The following is a 23,964-nucleotide window of genomic DNA, read 5'->3' on the forward strand; positions in this document are numbered from 1 at the left end:
AGCGAGGCGGCGCTGCTGCCGCCGGTGACGGCCGCGCCATCGCGAGCTGGGGCGCCCTGCTCCTTCGACGCACGCCCAGCATTGTCCTGCACCACGGGGCCGACGGCAGGGGTATGCCGGATGTTGCCAGGTTCGGCGCCCCAGCAGGACGTCGTCAGCGAGGAGCCGATCGCCGCTCCCGGGAGCCTCGGTCCACCGGGCTGTTCGCCTTGCTACCGTGCCGAGCGTGGACCTCTTCACCCTCAGCTGGACGGCGCTGCGCAACGCTGCTGCCGAGCTTCCGGACGCCGCCCTCGATCGTCCCTCCGGCTGCCGCGGCTGGCTGGTGCGAGATCTGCTGTGCCATCTGGTCCTCGGCGCGCAGGATGTGCTGGTCACCCTCGCGACCCCGGCGGAGGCGGCGCCCACGGCGGACGCTCCGAGCTTCTGGACCCCTCGACCGCTCCCGCCCGACGGGCGCAGCCACGACCCGCGGCACGCGCTGACCGTGAGGCTCGCCGCCGCTTACGGGGACCCTGCCCTGCTGCGCGGTCACCTCGAGGACGTCGGCGCTGCCGCCGGTCGCGCCGCCCTGCTCGCCCATCCTGACCTGCCCGTGTCCACGCAGGGCAGGACCCTCACCGTGCGCGACTATCTCAGCGCCCACGTGCTCGAGTGGACCCTGCATCACCTCGATCTGATCGCGCACTCGGGCCCGGCCGGGGGGACTGCGGGCGACGGGGAATCTGTCGCGGGCCCGCCGGCCGAGTCCCTGGCCGCCTCACGCGACATGGTCGAGCGGCGCCTGCGGCTGCGCCTGCCGGAGGCCTGGACCGACGCCGACGCGCTGCGGATCGCGACCGGCCGACGTCCCGCCACGGAGGCCGAGCAGGCAGAACTCGAGGCCCTCGGCCCGCGCGGGCAGATGCTGCCGCTGTCCTTCGGCTGAGCACACACGCCCTTCGTCACGGCCAGTCGGGGCCGTGACCTCGCACATCTCCACTGCGCGGGCGCCCCACGCCGGGTCTATCGTGGGAGACCACTCCATAGGCGGTGCCCGCGCACACCGCATCCGGATCCGGTGCTCCGCCGCGGGCACGGGAAAGGTGCACCGTGATCGACGTCCTCGAGGGGAGCCCGCTCCTCACGCTGTTCCTGGTCGTCGCCACCGGCGCTCTGCTCGGCGCGATCCCCTTCGGTCGGATCCGCCTCGGCGCTGCCGGCGCGCTGTTCACCGGCCTCGCGCTCTCCGCGATCGCCCCGCACCTCGGCGAGGGCATGGAGATCGTCCAGACGCTGGGGCTGGCCCTGTTCGTCTACACCGTCGGGATCTCCGCCGGCGCAGCCTTCTTCGGCTCCCTGAACCGCCAGCTGCCACTGCTCGCCGCCGCCACGCTCAGCACCGTCCTCGCGGCGGCGGCGACTCTCGTGCTCGGCCAGGTGCTGGGCCTCACCCGCGACCTGTCGCTCGGCCTGTTCACCGGCGCGCTGACTGCCGCCCCCGCACTGGATGCCGCCTCGCGACTGACCGGCACCTCCGGCCCCTCGGTGGGCTACGCCTTCGGCTACCCGATCGGCGTGATCGTCGGAATCGTGGTGGTCTCGAGCATTGTCACCCGTGCCTGGCCAGGGCGGAAGGACACCCCCGCACTGGCCGGCACCAGCCTCGCCTCCACCACCGTGAGGGTGCAGCGCTCGATGAACCTGCGGGACGTTCCCCAGTGGCACGAGCAGCAGGTGCGCTTCTCCTACCTGCGCCGCGAAGGCAGGGTGCGGGTGATCGTGCCGGGCGAGGACCTGCTGGCAGGGGACGAGGTGGTCGCCGTCGGCCTGCCCGAGCAGGTCGAGGCAGTCACCGCCGAGCTCGGCGAGACCAGCGACCGGCACATCGCCCACGACCGCTCACTGGTGGAGTTCACCCGGCTCACCGTCTCCAACCCCGACCTCGCCTCCCGCTCGATCGCGGAGCTGAACCTGCCGGTGCGCTTCGGCGCGGTGGTCACCCGGGTACGGCGCGGCGACCTCGAGCTGCTCGCCCGCGACGACCTCGTCCTCGAACCGGCCGACCGTCTCGCCGTGGTGGTCGACCGCAGCCAGCTGGATGCCGTCCACGCCTTCCTGGGCGACTCGGACCGAAAAGCCGGAGAGCTAGACGTGCTCTCGCTGGGGCTGGGACTGATGCTCGGCGTCGCCCTGGGCCTGCTGAGCCTCCCGATGCCCGGCGGCGGCAGCTTCTCGCTGGGCCCGGCTGCAGGACCGCTGATCGTGGGCATGATCCTCGGTGCCCTGCGCCGCACCGGACCCGTGGTGTGGGCGCTGCCAGGCAGCGCGAACCGGACGTTGCGCCAGCTGGGACTGCTGCTCTTCCTCGCCGGACTCGGCCTCACCGCCGGGCCGGCAGTCGCCGCGATGCTCGCCTCCCCGGATGCCTGGCGCGCGGCGGTGCTCTCCGTCGTGGTCGCGGCGCTCGGCTGCCTGGTCCTGGTGATCGCCGGGCGCTGGGTGCTGGACCTCTCCGCACCGCGCGCTGCGGGCGCCGTGGCCGGCTTCCTCGGACAGCCGGCAGTGCTCGAGGCCGCGAACGCCCGCCGGGCCGACGAACGCATCGAGGCCGCCTACGCCACGCTCTTCGCCTTCTCGATCGTGGTGAAGATCCTGCTGGTGCCGGTCATCTGGAACCTGTGAGGCTGCGGGCCCGTCGGCGCCGTCGGCCCTGTGTCGCGCCGTCCGCGTGACCCGCCGGGCCCGTCGGCCCCGCAGGTGCTCTACGCGTGGGTGGAGCCGATGATCGACTCGCCCTCCTGCGTGCGGACAGAGGCGGTCTTCTCGAAGAAGCGCGGGGCGCGTTCGATGAGCGTGCCCGCGCGATACCAGGGATCCTCGGGCGAGATCGGCAGATCGATCGTGCGCCGCTCGATCGCCGCGGCGAAGATCGCGGTCACCAGCTCGATCGCGTTCTTCCCCGCCTGCCCGTCGATCAGCGGGGCCCGCTGCTCACGGAGCGCGGCGAGCACGTCCCCGATCTGCCCGGCGTGGCCGGTGTGGGTCAGCGGGGTGTGGGCAGCGGCCAGGGATTCGAGCTCCTGGACCAGCTGCGCGTTCCCGCCGGTCTCGGGGAAGCCGTTGGGGCGCGCCGTCTCGGCCGCGACCGCCCAGGGCTGGGAGATCCGGGCGTGCTCGCCCTGGATCACGATCTCCTGCTGTTCGCCGTGATGGACCACCGAGCTGGTCAGCTCCGCGAGCCCCCGCTCGTACTGCAGGATCGCGGCGGAGAGGTCCTCGACCTCGGCGTTGTCGTGCCCGGCGTTGGTCATCATTGCTGCGACCGCCTGGGGCCTGCCCAGCAGCCACAGCGTGAGGTCGAGGTGATGGATGGCGTGGTTCAGGGTGGGTCCGCCACCCTCGGAGGCCCAGGTCCCGCGCCACCACAGGTCGTAGTACGCGCGTCCGCGCCACCATGACGAGGCAATCCGGGCATGGGCGATGCGACCGATCTTCCCCGTCTCGAGCACGGCTTTCAGCTGGGCGAGGTCATCCCGGAATCGGTTCTGGGCGACCACCGAGAGGAGCTTGCCGGAGCGCTGCTGCGCCTCGAGCATCCGGTCGCACTCCTCGAGCGAGGGTGCCATCGGCTTCTCCACGATCACGTGCACCCCGGCCTCGAGCGCCTGCACCGTCAACGCGCAGTGCGTGCCCGGGGGAGTGGCGATCGAGACCAGGTCGAGGTCCTCTGCGGCGAGCATCGCGCCCGCCTCCGAGTAGACGCGCGCACCGTCCGGACCGTCCAGGCCATGGGCGGCGCGGACGGCCTCAGCCTTCGCCGGATCGATATCCGCGAGGCCGACGATCCGCACCTCCTCCGGGAACTCGAGATAGGCGGCCAGGTGGGCGCGGGAGATGTTCCCGGTGCCGATGATGCCGATGGAGAGCATGGAGGAGGGTGCCTTTCGGGCGAGCGGCGGGTTCACGAGGCGAGGGGTCTACAGGGCCAACAGCCAGCACGGCAGTGAGCCGGCGGGCCGACGGGTCGAGATCCCGTCGGCCCGACGGGTCAGAGCGCGGAGGGCTCGAGCGCGGTCAGGGCGACCGCCTCCGGGCGCTCACAGGTGCTCGCGATCTCTACCCGGTTCCCTGAATGCGCGGACTCGAGCACCGCATTCATGGTCTCCAGGACGTGCTGGCCGAGCTGGCCGCTGGCCCGCAGCTGCTCATCGCGCAGCGCCATGTCCTGCAGCCCGATCCCTCGGGAGGCGTCCTCATAACCGGCCGAGACCGGCAGCGCCTCCCAGCCTTCGCCGCCGAGGCGTCGGATCGAGACCTCTCCGGCGAAGTGGTTCGGGTCGGGGACCGCAAGGGTGCCCTCGCTGCCGTGGATCTCGATCGGGTGAATCGAGGTCGCGACCGCGTCGAAGCTCATCACCAGCGTGGAGAGCACCCCGGACTCGTGGATGAGCACCGCGGTGACATGGGTGTCGGTGCTCACCGGGATGGTCTCCCCGGCGCGCGGGCCGGAGCCGATGGTGCGGGTGTCACGAGCGCGACTGGCTGCGCCGATCACCGAGGCGACCGGGCCCAGCAGGGTCACCAGTGCATGGATGTAGTACGGACCCATATCCAGCAGCGGGCCGCCGCCGGGCTTGTAGTAGAAGTCCGGCTGCGGATGCCAGCGCTCGTGGCCGGGGCAGACCATCGTGGCAGTCGCGGCGATGGGCAGACCGATCAGGCCCTCATCGATCGCGGCCCTGGCGGTCTGGGTGCCGGTGCCCAGCACCGTATCCGGCGCGGAGCCGACGAGCACTCCTGCCTGCTCGGCGGCGGCGAGCACCGCTCGTCCCTCCTCGGTCGTGACCGCGAAGGGCTTCTCGGAGTAGATGTGCTTGCCTGCAGCGATCGCCTTCAGATCGATCTCGGCATGCGCCGCCGGGATGGTCAGGTTCAGCACCGTGTCCACCTCGGGATCGCTGAGCAGCGCATCGACGCTCAGGGCGCGCACGCCCTCATGCTCAGCGGCGACCGCCTCCGCGCGTGCTGCGTTGAGATCCGCGACTGCCACCAGCTCGACATCCGGCAGGTGACCGAAGGTCGCCAGGTACTGGGCTGCGATGACACCGCAGCCGATCATGCCTACCTTCATCGGGTTGCCTCCGCCTTCATGTGGTTGCCGTAGGGCTGTTCGGAGCCGCGGGCGGCCCAGAGCATGCCTCGTTCGATCGTGGTGCGGACGTTGGGGTCTTCGAGGACCTCGACGCGGTGACCGGGGGTGGAGACGAAGATGCGACCTTCGCCCCACTGGCGGGTCCAGAGCGCGGGAGAGGTGATCTCGCGGTGCCAGGGGTCCCACTCGCGGACCTTCTGGGTGGTGGTGGCGAGCACGTCGCAGTAGTCGTCCGCGAGGACCCAGTACTGCTCGGTGACGAGGTCGAAGTCGGTGATCCCCTGCGTGATGGGGTGCTCTGCAGCGGCGGGGAGCATGTTCACCGTGTAGGGGACGTAGTTGTCGGCCTGCTCGCCCTTGCGCTCGTCCGGGTGCTTGCCGGGGTGGCAGCCGAACTGGCCGCCGATCATGGTGAGGTAATCGGACTCGTTGCGGTAGGAGTCAGCGATGCCGCCGTGCCAACCGGCCATGCCGGTGCCCGCCTCGATCGCGGCGCGCAGTCCTTCGAACTGGGGGCGTTCGATGGTGTTCATGGTGTTGCACTGGACGATCAGGTCGACCGTGGCCATGTACTCGGCGTCGGCGTAGACCGCGGGGGAGTCCTCGATCCGGACGGTGAAGCCGTTCTCTTCGAGGAAGGGGAGGAACAGGTCGGTGGCCTCGACGGGCTGGTGCCCGTCCCAGCCGCCGCGGACGACGAGGCATGTGCGGGGGGTGGTCATCAGGCGGTCTCTTCCGTGGTGGTGGTCGTGGGTTCGGTGGTGGTCCAGCTGCTGCCGCTGCTGGCGCTGGCCTCGACGGCGGCCAGGACGTGCTGGACCTGCAGCGCCTCCTCGAAGGACGGCGAGGGGTCGGTGCCTTCGCCGATCGCGGTGACCAGGTCGACGACCTGGTGGGTGAAGGCATGCTCGTAGCCGAGGCCGTGGCCGGTGGGCCACCAGGCCGCGGCGTAGGGATGCTCGGGTTCGGTGGTGAGGATGCGGGTGAAGCCCTGACGGCCGGCGGTGGCGGTCGCGTCATAGACCTCGAGCTCGTTCATCCGCTCGAAGTCGAAGGCGATCGAGCCGGCGGAGCCGTTGATCTCGACGCGCATCGCATTCTTGCGGCCCTGCGCCATGCGGGTCGCTTCGAAGGAGCCGAGCACCCCGGTCTCGAAGCGTGCGGTGAACAGGGCGACGTCATCCACGGTGACGTTCTGGCGTTCGGCGGAGGCATCCCCCTTGCCGCCGAGCCCCTGCGCGGTGCCGGCGGCGGGACGGGTGGGGACGACTGTCTGGAGGGTGCCGGAGACCTCAGCGATCTGCTGGCCGGTGAGCCACTGGGTGAGGTCGATGATGTGGGCGCCGATGTCGCCGAGCGCGCCGGAGCCGGCCTTGTCCTTGTCCAGTCGCCAGGTCATGGGGGAGTCCGCGTCGGAGAGCCAGTCCTGGAGGTACTGGGCACGGATCTGGCGGATCTCGCCCACGGCGCCTTCGCTGATGAGCTGGCGGGCGTAGGACAGCGCGGGGGTGCGGCGGTAGGAGAAGCCGCAGATCGAGCGGGTTCCCTGTGCTCGGGCCTGCGCTGCGGCGGCGGTCATCTCTGCGGACTGCTCGACCGAGTTCGCGAGCGGCTTCTCGCACAGCACATGCTTGCCTGCTGCGAGCGCGGCCATTGCGATCTCGTAGTGGGTATCGCCCGGGGTGCAGATGTCGATGACATCGATCTCGGGGTCTTCGACCACGTCCTGCCAGCGGGTGGTGGTCTGCGCGAAGCCGTAGCGTTCAGCGGCTGCGACCAGGGCGCTCTCGGTGCGGCCCGCGAGGGTGCGCAGCTGCGGGGTGAGCGGGAGATCGAAGAAGCGATGGGCATTGCGCCAGGCGTGCGAGTGGGCGGCGCCCATGAAGCCGTAGCCGATCATGCCGACGTTCAGGGTGCCGGTGCGGGCTTGCGTCGTGGTCATCGGTGAAGCACTACTCCTGAGTGAAAGTTTCGGACGGGACGGGTGGGGTCTGCGAAACGGTCGGGGCGCGGGCGTCCGCAGTCGATGCTGACGTACAGAAACCTCGCGACCAGCGTACTGAGCCTATGACAGCGCATTCCTCGACGCCAGGGTCGTCTCGTCATGGCGTGCACCCACCCTATCCGAGAGAGGCTGTTGACCCCATGATCCCCCCTGTCGTACGCTCGCGCCACCGAAAGCAACCGAAAAGGTTGCTAAACCCTGACTGAAAATGTCTCCGGGGCGCTGGCGCAGGGAGCAGGTCGACGTCGTCGTCGCCAGTTCCTCCACCGCGACCGTCACCGGCCGTGCGAAGGAGCGTCATGACCATTCCGCTGTGGAATGACCGGAGCCTCAGCACCGAGCAGCGCGTCGACGCGCTGCTCGCGGAGCTGAGCCTCGAGGAGAAGGCGGCCCAGCTCGGCAGCTATTGGAAGCGGCCGACGCTCGGAGATGCCGAGGGCTTCGCCCCCATGCAGTCCACCTTCGAGGAGGGACGGGACCCTTTCGAGGCCGCGGTCACGGACGGGCTCGGCCATCTCACCCGCCCCTACGGGAGCGCCCCGCTGGACGGCGAGGAAGGAGTGGCGAACCTGCGGACGATGCAGCAAGCCGTCGTCGCGGGCTCCCCGCACGGCATCCCGGCACTGGTCCACGAGGAGTGCCTGACCGGCATCATGGCTCACGGCGCGACCACCTACCCCGCCGCGATCGCCTGGGGCGCGAGCTTCGACCCCGCCCTGATCGGCGAGATGGGCGAACGGATCGGCACCGACATGCGCGCGATCGGCGCCCATATGGGGCTCGCCCCGGTGCTGGACATCGTGCGCGACTACCGCTGGGGACGCATCGAGGAGACGATGGGGGAGGACCCCTATCTCACCGGTGTGCTCGCTACCGGGTATGTGCGCGGCCTGCAGTCCACCGGCACGATCGCGACCCTCAAGCACTTCGCCGGCCACGCCGCCTCCCGCGCGGGCCGCAACCACGCCCCGGTCTCCATCGGAATGCGTGAGCTGCACGATATGGACCTGGTCCCCTTCGAGATGGCCGTGCGCCACGGCGAAGTGGGCTCCGTGATGAACTCCTATGCGGACATCGACGGCACCCCGCCCGCCGCCAGCCACTGGCTGCTCACCGAGCTGCTGCGCGACACCTGGGGCTTCGAGGGCACCGTGGTCGCCGACTACTGGGCCGTCAGCTTCCTGCAGTCCATGCACCGCGTGGTCGAGGATGACCGGGGCGCGGCGCTCGCCGCCCTGCGCGCCGGGCTCGACATCGAGCTGCCGGAGACCACCACCTACCCCCACCTCGTCGGCGCCGTGCGCGACGGCGAGCTCGAGCTGGAGGTGCTGGACACCGCGGTGCGCCGGATCCTGCGCCAGAAGGTCGAGCTGGGCCTGCTCGATGAGGACTTCGACGCCGCCACCACCGGCGAGACGATCGAGCTCGACTCCGCCGAGGGCCGCGCCCTGGCCAGGCGGATGGCCGAGGAGTCGATCATCCTGCTGGACAACGCCCACGACCTGCTGCCGCTGACCCGCTCGCTCCCGCAGAGTGCGGAGGCCGACGCACAGGCCCCCGCTGGCCCGCTCTCGATCGCCCTGATCGGGCCGGCCGCCGTGCAGCCCCGCAGCTTCCTGGGCTGCTACAGCTTCACCAACCACGTCCTGTCCCGCCTCGAGGACAACGGCACCTCCGTGCACGTGCCCACCCTCACCGAGGCGCTCGGCGCGGAGTTCCCCGGCGCGTCGCTCACCACCACCGCTGGCACGGACTTCCTGGACCCCGACACCTCCGGGATCGCTGCCGCGGTCGCGGCGGCACAGGCCGCCGAGCTCGCCGTCCTCGCCGTCGGCGATCTCGCCGGGCTGTTCGGCGCCGGCACCTCCGGCGAGGGCTGCGACGTCGAGAGCCTGCAGCTGCCAGGCGCCCAGCACGAGCTGGTCGAGGCCGTGCTCGCCACCGGCACCCCCGTGGTGCTGGTGCTGGTCACCGGCCGCCCGTACTCGCTCGGCGCCTACCAGGGCCGCGCCCACGCCATCGTGCAGGCCTTCATGCCGGGTGAAGAGGGTGCGAGCGCGATCGCCGGCGTGCTCTCCGGCCGGGTGAACCCCTCCGGCCGCCTGCCCATCGGCATCCCGAACGGAGTGGGCGGACAGCCCGGCACCTACCTCTCCCCGGTCCTGGCCTGGGAGAGCGACGGCATCTCCAACCTCGACCCCAAGCCCCTGTTCCCCTTCGGCCACGGCCTGAGCTTCTCCCGCTTCGAGTACTCCGACCTGCAGCTCTCCGTCGAACAGATCGCTGCGGACGGCACCGTCGAGATCTCCGCGACGGTCACCAACACCTCGGATCGCGACGGCAAGGAGGTCGTCCAGCTCTACCTCAGCGACCCTGTGGCCAGCGTGGTGCGACCGCTCAAGCGCCTGGTGGGCTTCACCAAGGTGGGTCTCGCCGCCGGCGAGAGCGCTCGCGTGAGCTTCCAGCTGCACGCCGATCGCACCTCCTTCACCGGCCCCGACCTGCAGCGCATCGTCGAGCCCGGCGAGTTCCGGGTGCGCCTCGGCGCCTCCAGCGAGGACATGACCCTGGAGGGCTCCTTCCGGATCGGCGGCGAGGTGCGGGTCCTCAGCCCCGGCCGGCACGTGCTGGACACCCCGGCGACCGTGTCACCGGTGGCACTGCGGGCGCTGGAGGAGCTGGCGCCGCAGGATCAGATGACCCCGAGCACCTCCGCAGCAGTCGTGGGAGAGGGACTGTGATGACCACGTCCCAGCAGACCGTCATGGCCGAACGCACCGAGACCTTCCGACTCCGGCTGGTGGACGAGCAGGGTGCGGCGCGGGCGGGGGAGGAGGCGCGGGTCGCACAGGTCTCCCACGCCTTCGGCTTCGGCTGCTCCGGTTTCGAGCTGCAGCCTGAGGATCCTGATGAGCACACCAGACTGTGGCTGGACCTGTTCAACCTGGCCACCCTGCCCTTCTACTGGCGCTGGTTCGAGCAGACGCCCGGCGCCCCGGACACCGCACGGCTGCAGCGCCTGGCGAAGGGACTGCGCGAGCACGGGGTGCAGCTGAAGGGCCATCCGCTGCTCTGGCACACCCTCGCCCCCACCTGGCTGCTCGACAAGGACTCCGCCGAGGTCGAGGAGGCGATCCGTCACCGGATCACCCGGGACGCCACGGACTTCGCCGGACTGATCGACCAGTGGGACGCGATCAACGAGACCGTGATCCTCCCGGTGTTCACCGCCGAGGAGAACGCCGTCACCCGGCTCGCCCAGGCCCGCGGCCGGATGCATGTCATCCGCCTCGCCTTCGAGACCGCCCGCGCCGCGGATCCCACCGCCCGGCTGGTCCTGAACGACTTCGAGCTCTCCTCCGCTTTCGAGGACGTCATCGAGGAGTGCCTCGAGGCGGGGCTGGAGATCGACGCGATCGGCGTGCAGACCCATATGCACAAGGGCTACCGCGGTGAGGAGCAGATCGCGGAGGTGATCGGGCGCTTCTCCCGCTTCGGCCTCCCGGTGCAGATGACCGAGAACACCCTGCTCTCGGGCCACATCATGCCCTCGCACATCGAGGACCTCAACGACTATGTCGTCGACTCCTGGCCCTCCACACCCGAGGGTGAGGAGCGGCAGGCCGATGAGCTGGTGCGCCACTACCGCACCGTCCTCGCCCAGCCTGCCGTCGAATCAATGACCTACTGGGGGCTCGGCGACGCCGGCGCCTGGCTCGGCGCCCCCGCCGGGCTGGTGCGGGCCGACGGCACCCCCAAGCCGAGCTATCACGCGCTGAAGACGCTGATCAGCGAGGAGTGGTGGACCGACAGCCACCAGCTGCGCACCGATGCCGACGGCGTCCTCACGGTCCAGGGCTTCGCCGGGGACTACCAGCTGGACCTCGGCGGGGAGAGCGTGAGGTTCACGATTCCTCGAGGGGGAGGGCATCAGCAGCTGGGTCCGACGGAGATGTCTCCGCAGGGCTGACGAACTGCTCCGTGAGCATCTCCGCCACCTTCCGCTCCGAGGCCCACAGCGCGAAGACCAGGAGGGAGGCGGTGACCAGGAGCATGAACTCCCCGATCAGCAGGATGACCCCGAGCGTCAGCACCCCGAGTGACACCAGTGCCAGGGTCGACAGCGGCTTCACCAGCAGGGTGAATGCTGTGAGCCGGAAGACGTCCCGGGTGCGGAAGCTGAAGCGGGAGACGATCGAGAGCGCGCGGGCGAGCACCAGCAGCGCCGCCGCGCCGAGCACCAGGAAGATGATGTTCAGGATGCTGGTCCCGACTGCCTCGGCGTAGGTGAGGTTGAAGGCCGCCAGCCCCAGCACGAGCAGCACCGGGGCGCCCACCCGGAGGCTGTCCAGGGCGTTCTTCCGGTACCCGCGCAGGAACTGCCGCGCGGGGATCAGCTCCTGATCCTCGCGCCAGGCACGGCAGGCATACAGGGCCGCAGCGATGGCCGGCAGCAACGGCAGTGCGGCGATCACGAACACCAGCGACGTCAGCAGTCCCGGCGAGAGCAGCGTCCACACCAGGAAGGTCGGTGCCGCGGACAGCACCAGCATCACGTCGATCACCAGGAACCAGTAGACGCCTTCGGTGAGCTCGGTGAACATCCCTCGTGGGCGACGGGGTGGCGTCATTGCTCCTCCTGGAGACGTGCGGTGTCGTGACCTGCAGTGTGCCGTCTATGGCGACAGAAACCCATCCTCACCGAAACTTTCGGTTCATGTCGAGCCCTAGATGCAGAAATGTTACCTTCGGGCAGTCCATGGTCACGCCCGCGATGTGCATGGAATCGTTGCAGGAGCGCTGGTCACCCTCGCTTCCTGAGGACCGGGACTCGGATTCGACGTTTTCGTGAACTTCTTGACCCAGATCACATCGGCGGCTAAGTTGTGTGTCACAGCGAAAGCTTGACGAAATTCTCGGCAATTCCTCCGGCGCAGTCGCCGGCGAACTGCCGCTCGAGACTTTCTTCCTCTCTGCTCGGTCGGTCCCTCGGCTCACTGTGAACGCACCCGGGCATCGACATATCCGCAGCACCGGTTCGACCTGCTTCGCCCTTGCCGCACCACCCTGGTCCGGCACCGACCCCTCCGAGGAGACGGCAATGAACACGCCCCGCCCCTTCCCTTTCGCGCCGACCCGACGCAGCTTCGTCGGTCTCTCCGCCGCGGCGTTCGCCACGGTGGCGGTGGCCGCCTGCGGCTCCGACACCGGTGAGGAGGTCGACGTCGAGTCCCAGAACGTCGGCGCGATGGACGACTACGCCGCCGACACCCAGTTCAAGGCCACCGAGCCGATCCAGGTCAGCATGCTGTGGACGGACTGGCCCGAGGTTCCGGTCGAAGACTCCTGGCGGCTCTTCGAGCACATCAAGGAGCTCACGAACGTCGAGATCACGCTGACGCACATCCCCTTCAGCGATGCGACCGAGAAGCGCAGCCTGCTCATCAGCGCGGGCGATGCCCCGACGCTGATCCCGTTGGTCTACACCGGTGAGGATGCCCCCTTCGTCTCCTCGGGTGCTGTGGTGCCGTTGAGCGACTACGTGGACAAGATGCCGAACTTCCAGAAGTACGTCGAGGAATGGGACCTCGCCGACATGATCAACAACCTCAAGCAGGAGGACGGCAAGTACTACATGGTGCCGGGCCTGCAGGAGGTCTCGGTCCCCGTCTTCAGCCTGGTCATCCGCAAGGATGTCTTCGAGGAGGTCACCGGCGCGGTGCCGAACACCTGGGACGAACTCCACGAGGGTCTCAAGCTCATCAAGGAGAAGTACCCTGACTCGACCCCGCTGGCCGACGGCTTCGAGGGCGGCGCGCTCTTCAACTTCGCCTCCCACGCCTGGCTCACGAAGGGCGGCTGGGGCTTCGGCGACGGTTCGATCGAGGGGCCCGACGGCAAGCTCACCTACGTCGCGATCACAGACGAATACAAGACCATGATCGAGCTGTTCCGGACACTGGTCGAGGAGGGCCTGCTCGACAAGGAGTCCCTCACCGCCTCCAACGACGGCTCCGGTGCGGCGTCGGTCGCCGAGAAGTTCGCTGCCGAGACCTGCTTCGCCGCCTCCGGCTCCTCCGGCACCGCGATCGAGTTCGGCCAGGCACTGAACGAGACCGTCGGCGAGGGCAACTACTCCGTCACCCTTATCCCGCCGCCCGCCGGGCCCGCCGGTGACAACATCGAGCCGCGCAACTTCTGGCACGGATTCATGCTCAACTCGCAGATCACGAAGTCCGAGAACTTCCTGGCCACCCTGCAGTTCCTGGACTGGCTGTACTACAACCCGGATGCCCGCGAGATGCTGCGCTGGGGCGAGAAGGACGTCAACTACACCAAGGCCGAGGACGGCGCCATCGAGCTGATGGACGGCTTCTCGCTCGACAGCTTCAACATCAACACCGGCGCCGGCACGGACATCAACGTGGACCTCGGGTTCTCGACCTTCCCCGCTGAGTCGACCGAGTCCCGGGAGCTCAAGGAGTCCTACAGCACCCCCGAGTTCGTCGAGTACATCGATAACGTCCTGTCCGCGCGGACCCCGCGCGACCCGTACCCGCCCAAGCCCATGGACGAGACCGAGCTCGAGCAGGCCTCGCTGCTGGCCACTCCGATCAAGGATTCCGTGGACACCGCCACCCTGCAGTTCATCATGGGCGAGCGCGACATGGGCGAGTGGGACGCCTTCGTGGGCGAGCTGGAAGCCGCGGGCCTGTCTCGCTACCTCGAGCTGCTCAACACCGCCCGCGACCGCTTCGTCGAGGCGAACGGGTGAAGGACATCCAGGCGCTGGCAGAGGAGCTGAGCACATGACATTGGCGGATACCCGGGCGGTCGCGGCGCAGGAGCCTGCGCCGCGGCCCTCGGCCCCGAAACGCAGGCGGGGAGGGTGGAAGCGGTCGCTCCGGCGCGACTGGCCGCTGTACACCCTCGCGATCGCCCCGCTGATCTTCCTCGCGATCTTCCGATACCTGCCGATGCTCGGCAACGTGATCGCCTTCCGACGGTTCCGACCTGGTGGGAGCATCTTCGGTGACGAATGGGTCGGAACGCTCTACGTGGACATGTTCATCCACGATCCCGCGTTCTGGAACGTCTTCACGAACACGGCGATCATCGGCGGCATGACCCTGGTCGTCTGCTTCCCGCTGCCGATCATCCTCGCGCTCATGCTCAACGAGGTGCGACGCACGCACTTCAAGCGGATCGTGCAGTCGATCAGCTACCTGCCCCACTTCCTCTCGGTCGTGATCGTGGTCGGCATGGTCTACCAGCTGCTCTCCCTGCAGGGCACGGTCAACCAGATCAGCGAGGCCTTCGGCGGGGACGCCGTCTCCTTCCTCCAGAAGCCCGAATGGTTCCGGTTCATCTACGTCGCCTCCGAGGCCTGGCAGACGGTCGGCTGGGGCACGATCCTCTATCTCGCCGCGCTGACCGCCGTGGACGATGCGCTCTACGAGGCGTCCCGCATCGACGGGGCGAACCGCTGGCAGCAGACCTGGCACGTGACGATCCCGGGGATCCGGCCGACGATGGTCACCCTGCTGATCCTCAACATCGGCAACTTCCTCAACGTGGGCTTCGAGAAGGTCCTGCTGCTGTACAACCCCATGACCTACTCCACCGGTGACGTCATCTCGACGTACCTGTACCGCGTGGGTCTGGTGTCCAACAACCTCAGCTATGCGGCGGCCATCGGCCTGTTCCAGGCGATCATCGGTTTCGTGATGGTCATGTCCGCCAACTACATCTCGAAGCGATTGGTGGGGACGAGCCTGTGGTGATCGAAGCAATGGCCCCGGATGCGCCGCGCAAGAATCCCAAGAACGCGGTCGCCCCCCGGACCTCCCGGATCAAGGACTCCACGTCCTACAAGGTCTTCACCGTCGTGAACATGACCGTGCTGGTCCTCATGTGCGCGCTGATGCTGTACCCGTTCATCATGCTGCTCGCCCAGTCGTTCAGCTCGGCCGGCGCGATCAACGCGGGGAAGGTCAACCTCTTCCCCGTCGGCTTCAACCTCGATACCTACAAGGTGGTCGCCAACAACGACAACTTCTGGCGCGCCTACGGCAACACTGTGGTCTACACGGTGATCGGCACGACCATCGCCATGGTGCTGACCACCTCGTATGCGTACGTGCTCTCGAAGAAGCACCTCAAGGGACGCGGACTGCTCATCGGCATCGCCGTGTTCACCATGTTCTTCAACGGCGGCATCGTCCCCAACTACGTGCTCATCTCCTCGCTGGGGATGAAGAACACGATGTGGGCGGTGATCCTCCCGCCAGCGCTGTCGGTCTTCAACCTGCTGGTGATGAAGGCGTTCTTCGAGAACCTCCCCACGGAGCTGGAGGAGGCCGCGCATATCGATGGCCTCAGCTGGTTCGGGATCTTCTTCCGGATCGTGCTGCCGCTGTCCAAGGCGGTGATCGCCACGATGGTGCTGTTCTACTCGGTGCAGTACTGGAACGACTGGTTCGCCGCCTTCCTGTACCTGGACAAGACGGACCTGTTCCCGGTGACCCTGTTCCTCCGGAACCTGATAGCCGGGGCCTCCACCGCAGCGTCGGAGGGGGCCGCAGCCTCGGGCGGCAGCGTCGATGCCATCAACGCCAACATCCAGTCGGTGACGATGATCCTGATCCTGATCCCGATCCTGTGCGTGTACCCGTTCGTGCAGCGGTACTTCGTCTCGGGCATCATGCTCGGCTCGGTCAAGGGCTGAACCTCAGCGCCCCATCGGCCATCCGTGGTCGGTGGGGCGCCCGCACGAGCAGTCGCAGTTCCCACTCCGCACTTCCTTTCCGCCGTTCCCACGCCGTAGTTCTTCCATGCCACCCCAGATGCGGGCCCCTCCCTGCGGAATCCCTCCTGCAGGACCCGTTGATGACGTCGAAGGAGACACCATGAGACGCCGCCAGATCCTCACCGCCGGAGCAGTCGCCACCACGCTCGCCGCCGCCGCGCCGTCCGCGTCCGCGCTCGCCGCCCCCAAGAGCGCAGGCAAGGGTTCGAAGACGCCTCCCGGGAACGGGCAGGCCAAGCCTCCGGGCCTCGCGAAGAAGGACAACCTCGTCTTCGCCGCCGGGAGCACCCTGCTGATCGGCTGCGCCGTCGCCGGCGGCGGCCACCACACCAGCCAGCCCTATCCCGATCCGTTCACCGCGGACGAGCCGTATCGCGAGGTCCTCGCGGCAGAGTTCGCCTCGCTCTCGGCCGAGAACCAGATGAAGTGGGACCACATGCGTCCCTCGCAGGACACCTTCAACTTCGTCGACTCGGACGCGATCATGGAGTTCGCCGAGGCCAACGGCCAGGTGATGCGTGGTCACACCCTGATGTGGCACAACCAGAACCCCGCCTGGGTGATGGAGGGCGACTTCACCCCCGAGCAGCTGCGCGCGATCCTCAAGGACCACATCGAGACGGTGGTCGGCCGCTACGCCGGGCGCATGCAGCAGTGGGACGTGGTCAACGAGATCTTCGACGACAACGCCGTGCTGCGCACCGAGGGCAACATCTGGGTCCGTGAGCTGGGCCCGGAGATCATCGCCGACTGCTTCCGCTGGGCCCATGCCGCAGACCCGGAGGCGATGCTGTACTTCAACGACTACAATGTCGACGGCATCAACCCCAAGTCCGACGCCTACTACGCGCTCATCCAGGAGCTGCTCGCCGACGGGGTTCCGGTCCACGGCTTCTCCACCCAGGGGCACCTCTCGCTCCGCTACGGGTTCCCCAGCGACCTCGCTGAGAACCTCCAGCGCTTCGCTGACCTGGGCCTGCAGACGGCTATCACCGAGCTCGACGTGCGCATGGACGTCGTCGACGGCGTGGAGCCGACGGAGGCCCAGCTCGCGCAGCAGGCCGAGTACTACCGCCGCGTGACCGAGGCGGCGCTGGCCGTGGAGGGCTTCACCTCGCTGACCCTGTGGGGCGTGCTGGACCGATACTCATGGGTGCCCGGGACCTTCCCCGGAGAGGGCGCGGCGACCGTGCTGTGGGACGACTTCACCCGCAAGCCCGCCTACTACGCGATCCAGGATGCACTGGCGGACGCGAGCGGACGCGCGGGACACCCGGCGCTGCGACGCTGAGACTGCGCCTGGCGCAGGGTCCGCGTCTGGCGGTGAGGCTGCGCCTGCCGCGGAGTGCATGCCTCGCGGCGCGACGAAGAGGCTGCAGCTCGCATTCGCGCACCCTCGGGGCTGCGTGACAAGGAGGGCGTTCGATCTGAGGATCGAGCGCCCTCCTTCGTCGTCTGCTCAGCGATGATTCGGGATGCTCCATGGGGAGAATGTCGTAATTTGCGAGAAACTTTCTATCCGTTTCGACTTCCACCTCTGGGTGAAATCTCGGCATGCGACTTCCCTTGGCGCACGTCTTCGCAGGTGACGAGGTCGCCGGGGAATTCGCGTCATTGATTTGTGAATCATTCTTGACGCGGACCGACCCGCCGGATAGCGTGTTCCAAGCGCGCTGAAGTTTCGAAAACTTCTCGCACACGGGGTCGGGAGTGAGGCGATGCAGCCGAATTCCACCCCCTTCACACGGCTGATCGTGTCGGCGACGCCGTCGAGGGTCGATCCGCGCGCGGCAGATTCTGCCGTCGCAGCCCATCCCGTCCGGTTCGTCCCGGAATCCATGAGGAGGTGTCCAGAGCGTGACGCAACACAGTGCTGCTGCCGGAGCGGCCACCACCGCAGCCCCACCCTCAGCAGAGACCAGCCCTGGCGGCGCTCCGCCCCGTCCGGGCCCCGCTCCGGTGGCGCGCAAGCGTTCGCTGTGGCGGGACGTGCGCAAGGACTGGCGGCTGTACTCCCTGCTGGCCCTGCCGCTGATCTACCTGGTGATCTTCAAGTACCTCCCGATGGCGGGCAACATCATCGCGTTCCGTCGCTTCCGGCCCGGCGGGTCGATGTTCGGCGAGGACTGGGTGGGCCTGCGCTACATCGTGATGTTCATGGAGGACCCGGCGTTCTGGCGCGTCTTCACCAACACGATCGTGCTGGGCGTGCTGTCCCTGGCGATCGTCTTCCCGATGCCGATCATCCTGGCGCTGCTGCTCAACGAGGTCCGCAAGAGCTGGTTCAAGCGCTTCGTGCAAACGGTCTCCTACCTTCCGCACTTCATGTCGATCGTGATCGTGGCCGGCATGGTCATGCAGCTCGTCTCGCTCAACGGCACCGTCAACTCGGTCATCGGTGCCTTCGGCGTGGAACCGATCAACTTCATCCAGCAGGCGGGCTGGTTCCGCACCCTCTACGTCAGCTCCGAGGTGTGGCAGACGGTCGGCTGGGGGACGATCCTCTACCTCGCGGCGCTGACTCAGGTGGACAGCCAGCTCTACGAGGCCGCCACGATCGACGGGGCCAACCGCTGGAAGCAGACCCTCTACGTCACCCTGCCCGGGATCACCCCGACGATGGTCACGCTGCTGATCCTGAACATCGGCACCTTCATGGCCGTCGGCTTCGAGAAGATCCTGCTGCTGTACAACCCCCTGACCTACGAGACGGCGGATGTGATCGCGACCTATCTCTTCCGCGTCGGCCTGGTCTCCAACAACTTCAGCTATGCCACCGCCATCGGCCTGTTCGAATCCGTGATCGGCCTGACCCTGGTGCTGTCCGCCAACTGGATCTCTCGCCGCGTGGTCGGCGCGAGCCTGTGGTGAGAGGAACGCTATGAAAACCTCCCGTGGCTACAAGATCTTCACCGCCGCCAACGTCGTGATCCTGCTGGGCGTCGTCTTCCTGACGCTCTACCCGTTCGTGAACATCATCGCCCAGTCGCTCTCGAGCGAATCCGCGATCGTCTCCGGCCGCGTGAACCTGCTGCCGATCGGGTTCAACATCGACACCTACAAGGTGGTCATGTCCGACCGCCTGTTCTGGGTGAACTACCGCAACACCGTCGTGTACACGATCGTCGCGACGTTGATCTCGCTGGTCCTGACCACGATGTACGCCTATGCGATCTCTCGGGCCCGGCTGCGCGGCCGCGGGCTGTTCATCGGGATCGCGGTGTTCACGATGTTCTTCAACGGCGGGATCATCCCCAACTACATCCTCATCAGCTCCCTGGGGATCATGAACACGATGTGGGCGATCGTGATCCCGAATGCGGTGAGCATCTTCAACCTGCTCGTGATGAAGGCGTTCTTCGAGAACATGCCGCTCGAGCTAGAAGAGGCCGCCGCGATCGACGGCCTCACCACCTACGGGATCCTGCTGCGGGTCGTGATGCCGCTGTCCAAGGCGATCCTCGCGACGATGCTGCTGTTCTACGCGGTCTCCCATTGGAACTCCTGGTTCCAGGCGTTCCTCTACCTCAGTGACAAGGAGCTGTTCCCGGTCACGATGTATCTGCGCAACATGATCGCCGGAACCAGCCAGACCTCGGACGTCGCGGCCGCCTCGGCGGATGCGCAGACGCAGATCTCCTCGAACATCAAGGCCGTGACGATGGTGCTCACCGTCCTGCCGATCCTGTGCGTCTATCCCTTCGTGCAGCGCTACTTCGTGTCGGGCGTGATGCTCGGCTCGGTCAAGCAGTAGCCGCTGCTCCCTGCAGCACTCCGCTGCAGGACTCCTCCGTAGGACTCCGCTGCAGCACTCCACTGCAGTATCCCGCTCGACCTCTTCGATCTCTTCGATGATGAAAGGTGATCTCCCATGTTCACTCGACGGAAGTTCCTGGCCGCCGGAAGCGCGGCTCTCGGCACCACCCTGGCGCTCGGCGCCTGCTCGAGCGGAGGCGGCGATGAGCCGGTCGACGTGAGCGAGGTGAGCACCGGCTCGATGGACGACTACGGCGTGGGGACCACGTTCAAGGCGTCGGAGCCCTTCGAGATCGGCCTCATGTACAGCGACAACCCGGCCTACCCGTACCGCAAGGACTGGCTGTTCTGGGAAGAGGTCACCACCCGCACCAACGTGACCCTCACCCCCACGGTCATCCCGATGTCGGACTACGAGCAGAAGCGCTCGCTCCTGGTCAGCGCCGGAGATGCGCCGTACATCATCCCCAAGACGTACCCGGGTCAGGAGACCGCCTTCGTCGCCGCCGGCGCGATCCTCCCCATCAGCGACTACGTCGACCAGATGCCGAACTACATGGACAAGGTCGAGAAGTGGGGGCTGGAAGCAGAGATCGAACGCCTCAAGCAGCAGGACGGCAAGTACTACGTGCTGCCGGGGCTGCATGAGGAGGTCTGGCCGGACTACACCCTCGCCTACCGCGTGGACATCCTCGAGGAGCTCGGGCTCGAGGAGCCGACCACCTGGGAGGAGCTCACCGAGGTGTACCGGAAGGTGCACGAGGCGCACCCGGACATGTGGCCGCTCTCGGACCGCTTTGAAGGAGCGAACCTCCTCGGGCTCGTGGCCTCGACGTTCGGGGTCTCCGCAGGGTGGGGCTTCGGCGATGGCGTGGTGCGCAAGGAGGTGGGGTCCGAGGAGCTCGTCTTCGGTCCCCAGCAGGAGGCGTACCTCGCGATGCTCGAATGGTTCTCCGCCGGCGTCGAGGAGAAGCTGATCGACACCGAGGGGTTCACCCAGGACGACGACGCCGCGGTGCGGAAGTTCGTCACCGGCAAGTCCTTCTCGATCTCCACGAACTCGCAGACGATCATCGACTGCCGCACGGGCCTGGACGAGGAGTTCGGCGAGGGCAAGACCGTCGTGAAGAAGATGCTCCTGCCCGGTGGGCCGCTCGGTGCGGTGATGGGCGGTTCCCGCCTCGAGAACGGCGTCATGTTCAACGCCCAGATGGCCGATGACGACAAGTTCCTCGCCATGCTTCAGTTCGTCGACTGGCTCTGGTACTCCGATGAGGGCCAGGAGTTCTCCAAGTGGGGCGTCGAGGGAGTCACCTTCAAGCGTGAGGGGGACAAGCGGGTGCCCGCGGAGGGCGTGAACTTCCTGGGGCTGAACCCTGAGGGGACCAAGGACCTCCGCACCGACTTCGGCTTCTCCGGCGGCGTCTTCGCCTATGGCGGGACCACGGACCTGCTCCGCTCGACCATGAACGAGGAGGAGGTCGACTGGCAGCAGCGCACCGCGGAGACCCACGAGGTCATCGATCCGCTGCCCCCGTACCCGATGGACGAGATCCAGCGCGAGGAGGCGACCCTGGTCGCCACCCCGCTGAAGGACTTCGTGGATCAGAACACGCTGAAGTTCGTGACGGGCCAGCGTGACGTGGGGGAGTGGGACGCCTTCGCGACCGAATGCGACGACAACGGCGCCACGAAGTACATGGACATCGTCCATGAGGCGCAGGAGTCCTTCGGCGGCTGATGCCCTGGCTCCGGTGCCGGCTCACCTGAGTCGGCGCCGGGGCCTCCCTGCGAGACGGACGGAGATGCCCATGAGCACCGTGGAATCGGGCCAGGTGAGAACGTCGGGCCGGGTGGGACCGACGGGCCGGGTGGGAACGTCGGGCCGGGTGGAGACGACGACGGCGAGCCGAGATCACCATGAGCGGGGGATCTGGCGCGGCACCTTCGTCATCTACAACCTCTTCGCACTCGGAGCGGGACTCGCGGTGGCTGGTGCGCTGCCCCTCGCCGCTCTCGTGCTCACCCAGGGCACCCTGGTGGGCATCTGCGGCATTCCGGTGTTGACCTGGGTGCTCGGGATGCTGCTGATCGGGACGGTCCATGCCGTCCATGGCCAGGACCTCACCACCGACATCCGACCGCTGCGGCGGCTCGCACGGGGGATCCGCCACTCGCTGCGGCAGGCCGCGGCGCTGTGGATCCCGGTCGGCGTGGTGGCGGCCCTGGTGCTGGCGGCCGGTGCCCTGCAGGGACTCACGGGACCGGATCTGCCCGGTCTGGTCCTGCTCGGTGCCCTCGCCGCGGTCGCGCTGATCGGCAGCGTCATCGCCGCGAGGTTCACTGCGGGCGGCGCTGCGCTGTGGCGGTATGCCCTCGGCGCCGTCGGCGTCTCGGGACGGGGCGTCCTCGGGATCCTGCTGGTCGCCGTGGCCTGCGTGCTGGTGGTGACCGTCATCGGTGAATGGGTGCTGCTCTTCGTGGCCGCCCCCTTGGTGGTCCTGCTCGACAGGTCTGCGGCGCCGCTGCTGACCACCCTCGAACAGCGGGCGGCGACGGACTGATGCCCCGTCCACCAGGCGCATCCGGGGTGGTGACTGCTGCGGTGAGCCCAGAGGTGCTCCCGGAGCAGCTCCTGGAACAGCTCTGTGTCCCCGGAGCTGAGGGGGTGCGCGGACACCTCTGCCTGCCCGATGCTCTCCCGGGAGCTCCGCAGGCCTCGCTGAGCTGGTCCTCGTCGGCGCCGGACGTCGTCAGCGATCATGAGCAGGACGGGAGGGCCCCGGGAGTCGTCCGCCGGCCACCCCCGGGTGCGGGCCCGGTGCAGGTTTCCCTCCTCGCCACCCTCCGCCTGCCGCAAGGATCTGCGCAGCGGGAGTTCCTGGTCACCGTCCTGCCCGCGATCGAGCTGGCGGAGACCTCGCGCTACGCCATGGTGAACTTCGCCCGCTCGAACAGCCACGACGGCCAGCAGCTGTACTTCGCAGTGAGCGAGGGTGATGACCCGACGGCGTGGCGGGCGGTCAACGGCGGGCGCGCCGTGCTGAGATCCACTGCCGGGATGCACGCTGTCCGAGACCCGTCGATCGTGCGTTCGCCGGAAGGTGACCGTTTCTTCCTGGTGGCGACCGATCTCAACGTCGACGCTCCCGAGCACGGGTGGCGGGGGTGGGACTGGGCGCAGAGCGGAGCGAGCCGCCACCTCGAGGTGTGGGAGTCATCAGATCTGCGCACCTGGTCGGCTCAGCGGCATGTGCTGGTCGCACCGCCCGAAGCGGGGATGGCGTTCGCCCCCGAGGCGATCTGGGCGCCCGAGCTCGGGTCCTACGTCGTGACCTGGACGTCGTCGCTCTACCCGCCGGGGACCTCCTTCCGGGAGGACCGGACCGGGGGTCGGTTCCCGCTGACCCGCAACGTGACGATGTACGCGCTGACCCGTGACTTCGTCACTTTCTCGCCTGCCCGGGTGCTGAGCGGTCGCCCCGGCCATGGCACCCTCGACGCCGTGACCGTGCGAGGCGATGACGGGGCGGGCTATCACCGCTTCGTGTGCGATCGGGTCTCCACCGGCGACGCGGTGCGACCGTATTCGTCGGCCGACGGCGGGGACGACATCTACCAGGAGCGGGCCGCGCAGGTGCTCGCCCCACCGGAGGACTGGGAGCTCGTCGCGCCGGCGATCACCCGCCGGGCCGCGGGGACGCGATATGCGGAGGCGCCGATGGTCGTCCGCGCGAATCCTGGGGACCCGCGAGGCGGCGTGTACCTCTGGGCGGATCAGCAGTGGGAGCATTCACCGGCCGGAGAGCCCTGGGAGCAGCAGCTCAGCCCCTACTGGGCGCCGTCCCTGGACTCCGGGGAGTGGACGCCCTTGCCGTGGCAGACCCCGGAATACCATCTGGCGCGCGGGGTGATCCGCCACGGAGGCGTCATCGGCATCACGGTGCTCGAGCACGCCGCACTGCGCGGCGCCCACCTGCTGCGCCTCCACATCGACCGGCCCCCGCGCAGGACGCGCTACCGGTGCGGGGAGGACCTCGACCTGGCCGGGCTGCGGGTGAGCGCCGATTTCGACGATGGCCTGCTGGGGGAGGAGCTGCTGCCCGGTCACGGCGGCTATGTCGTGACCGGCTTCGACCCGCAGCGCCGTGGACCGCAGGACATCCAGGTCCAGGCCGACGACGGCCGGGGCCCGCTCGCCGCCGGCCTCGCGGCCGCCGTGAGCTTCACGGTCGTCGTCGACGGGTCCTGACCCGCGCA

General features: G+C 68.2%; 18 protein-coding genes. 13 read left to right on the top strand and 5 right to left on the bottom strand.

What is annotated here, in order from left to right; genetic code table 11:
* Positions 1 to 226: 226 nt before the first annotated feature.
* Together ABD893_RS03235 and ABD893_RS03240 are read left to right on the top strand one after the other, a co-directional pair.
* Positions 227 to 928: a maleylpyruvate isomerase N-terminal domain-containing protein gene (locus tag ABD893_RS03235; RefSeq protein WP_345076092.1), complete on the top strand. Its 702-nt coding sequence runs from the start codon at positions 227 to 229 to the stop codon at positions 926 to 928.
* 164 nt (positions 929 to 1,092) lie between these two features.
* Complete coding sequence (locus ABD893_RS03240; RefSeq protein WP_345076093.1) at positions 1,093 to 2,664, top strand: aspartate:alanine exchanger family transporter; 1,572 nt, start codon at positions 1,093 to 1,095, stop codon at positions 2,662 to 2,664.
* Between the two features lie 80 nt (positions 2,665 to 2,744).
* On the opposite strand, the gene ABD893_RS03245 is transcribed toward ABD893_RS03240, so the two are convergent.
* The 4 genes from ABD893_RS03245 to ABD893_RS03260 form a co-directional block, all read right to left on the bottom strand.
* A complete protein-coding gene (locus ABD893_RS03245) occupies positions 2,745 to 3,911 on the bottom strand; it encodes a Gfo/Idh/MocA family protein (protein ID WP_345076094.1) in 1,167 nt (388 codons plus the stop codon).
* 119 nt (positions 3,912 to 4,030) lie between these two features.
* Positions 4,031 to 5,113 (bottom strand): Gfo/Idh/MocA family protein, encoded by a 1,083-nt coding sequence (locus ABD893_RS03250; RefSeq protein WP_345076095.1) that lies wholly within the window; start codon positions 5,111 to 5,113, stop codon positions 4,031 to 4,033.
* Entirely contained in the window at positions 5,110 to 5,856 is a 747-nt protein-coding gene (locus tag ABD893_RS03255) for a ThuA domain-containing protein (RefSeq protein WP_345076096.1), read from the bottom strand. The genes ABD893_RS03250 and ABD893_RS03255 overlap by 4 nt, the downstream gene beginning before the upstream one ends.
* Entirely contained in the window at positions 5,856 to 7,076 is a 1,221-nt protein-coding gene (locus tag ABD893_RS03260) for a Gfo/Idh/MocA family protein (RefSeq protein ID WP_345076097.1), read from the bottom strand. The genes ABD893_RS03255 and ABD893_RS03260 overlap by 1 nt, the downstream gene beginning before the upstream one ends.
* A gap of 362 nt (positions 7,077 to 7,438) precedes the next feature.
* On the opposite strand from ABD893_RS03260, the gene ABD893_RS03265 reads away from it, so the two are divergent.
* Together ABD893_RS03265 and ABD893_RS03270 are read left to right on the top strand one after the other, a co-directional pair.
* Positions 7,439 to 9,880 (top strand): glycoside hydrolase family 3 N-terminal domain-containing protein, encoded by a 2,442-nt coding sequence (locus ABD893_RS03265; protein WP_345076098.1) that lies wholly within the window; start codon positions 7,439 to 7,441, stop codon positions 9,878 to 9,880.
* Positions 9,880 to 11,109 carry an endo-1,4-beta-xylanase gene (locus ABD893_RS03270; RefSeq protein ID WP_345076099.1) on the top strand — a complete coding sequence of 410 codons (1,230 nt, stop codon included), beginning with the start codon at positions 9,880 to 9,882 and terminating at the stop codon, positions 11,107 to 11,109. Before ABD893_RS03265 ends, ABD893_RS03270 begins: the two co-directional genes overlap by 1 nt.
* Here the strand turns inward: ABD893_RS03270 and ABD893_RS03275 are convergent.
* The gene (locus ABD893_RS03275; protein WP_345076100.1) at positions 11,045 to 11,770 is read right to left on the bottom strand and encodes a DUF624 domain-containing protein; all 726 of its coding nucleotides are present in this window, start codon (positions 11,768 to 11,770) and stop codon (positions 11,045 to 11,047) included. The genes ABD893_RS03270 and ABD893_RS03275 overlap by 65 nt on opposite strands.
* Positions 11,771 to 12,240: 470 nt before the next feature.
* Here ABD893_RS03275 and ABD893_RS03280 point away from each other — a divergent pair, with 470 nt between their 5' ends.
* The 9 genes from ABD893_RS03280 (at position 12,241) to ABD893_RS03320 (ending at position 23,956) form a co-directional block, all read left to right on the top strand.
* Complete coding sequence (locus ABD893_RS03280) at positions 12,241 to 13,914, top strand: ABC transporter substrate-binding protein (RefSeq protein WP_345076102.1); 1,674 nt, start codon at positions 12,241 to 12,243, stop codon at positions 13,912 to 13,914.
* 34 nt (positions 13,915 to 13,948) lie between these two features.
* Positions 13,949 to 14,923, top strand: coding sequence for an ABC transporter permease (locus ABD893_RS03285; protein ID WP_345076103.1), 975 nt, complete (start codon positions 13,949 to 13,951; stop codon positions 14,921 to 14,923).
* An 8-nt stretch (positions 14,924 to 14,931) separates the two neighbouring features.
* Complete coding sequence (locus tag ABD893_RS03290) at positions 14,932 to 15,867, top strand: carbohydrate ABC transporter permease (protein WP_345076245.1); 936 nt, start codon at positions 14,932 to 14,934, stop codon at positions 15,865 to 15,867.
* A 181-nt stretch (positions 15,868 to 16,048) separates the two neighbouring features.
* Positions 16,049 to 17,239: an endo-1,4-beta-xylanase gene (locus ABD893_RS03295; protein ID WP_345076104.1), complete on the top strand. Its 1,191-nt coding sequence runs from the start codon at positions 16,049 to 16,051 to the stop codon at positions 17,237 to 17,239.
* 668 nt (positions 17,240 to 17,907) lie between these two features.
* Entirely contained in the window at positions 17,908 to 18,819 is a 912-nt protein-coding gene (locus tag ABD893_RS03300; RefSeq protein ID WP_345076246.1) for an ABC transporter permease, read from the top strand.
* A gap of 10 nt (positions 18,820 to 18,829) precedes the next feature.
* Complete coding sequence (locus tag ABD893_RS03305; RefSeq protein WP_345076105.1) at positions 18,830 to 19,702, top strand: carbohydrate ABC transporter permease; 873 nt, start codon at positions 18,830 to 18,832, stop codon at positions 19,700 to 19,702.
* Positions 19,703 to 19,819: 117 nt separating this feature from the next.
* A complete protein-coding gene (locus ABD893_RS03310; protein WP_345076106.1) occupies positions 19,820 to 21,445 on the top strand; it encodes an ABC transporter substrate-binding protein in 1,626 nt (541 codons plus the stop codon).
* Positions 21,446 to 21,515: 70 nt separating this feature from the next.
* Positions 21,516 to 22,268 carry a hypothetical protein gene (locus tag ABD893_RS03315; protein WP_345076107.1) on the top strand — a complete coding sequence of 251 codons (753 nt, stop codon included), beginning with the start codon at positions 21,516 to 21,518 and terminating at the stop codon, positions 22,266 to 22,268.
* Positions 22,268 to 23,956: an immunoglobulin-like domain-containing protein gene (locus ABD893_RS03320; RefSeq protein ID WP_345076108.1), complete on the top strand. Its 1,689-nt coding sequence runs from the start codon at positions 22,268 to 22,270 to the stop codon at positions 23,954 to 23,956. The genes ABD893_RS03315 and ABD893_RS03320 overlap by 1 nt, the downstream gene beginning before the upstream one ends.
* Positions 23,957 to 23,964: the final 8 nt, after the last annotated feature.

It is taken from the genome of Brachybacterium paraconglomeratum, assembly GCF_039541415.1.
Taxonomy (GTDB): Bacteria; Actinomycetota; Actinomycetes; order Actinomycetales; family Dermabacteraceae; genus Brachybacterium; species Brachybacterium paraconglomeratum_A.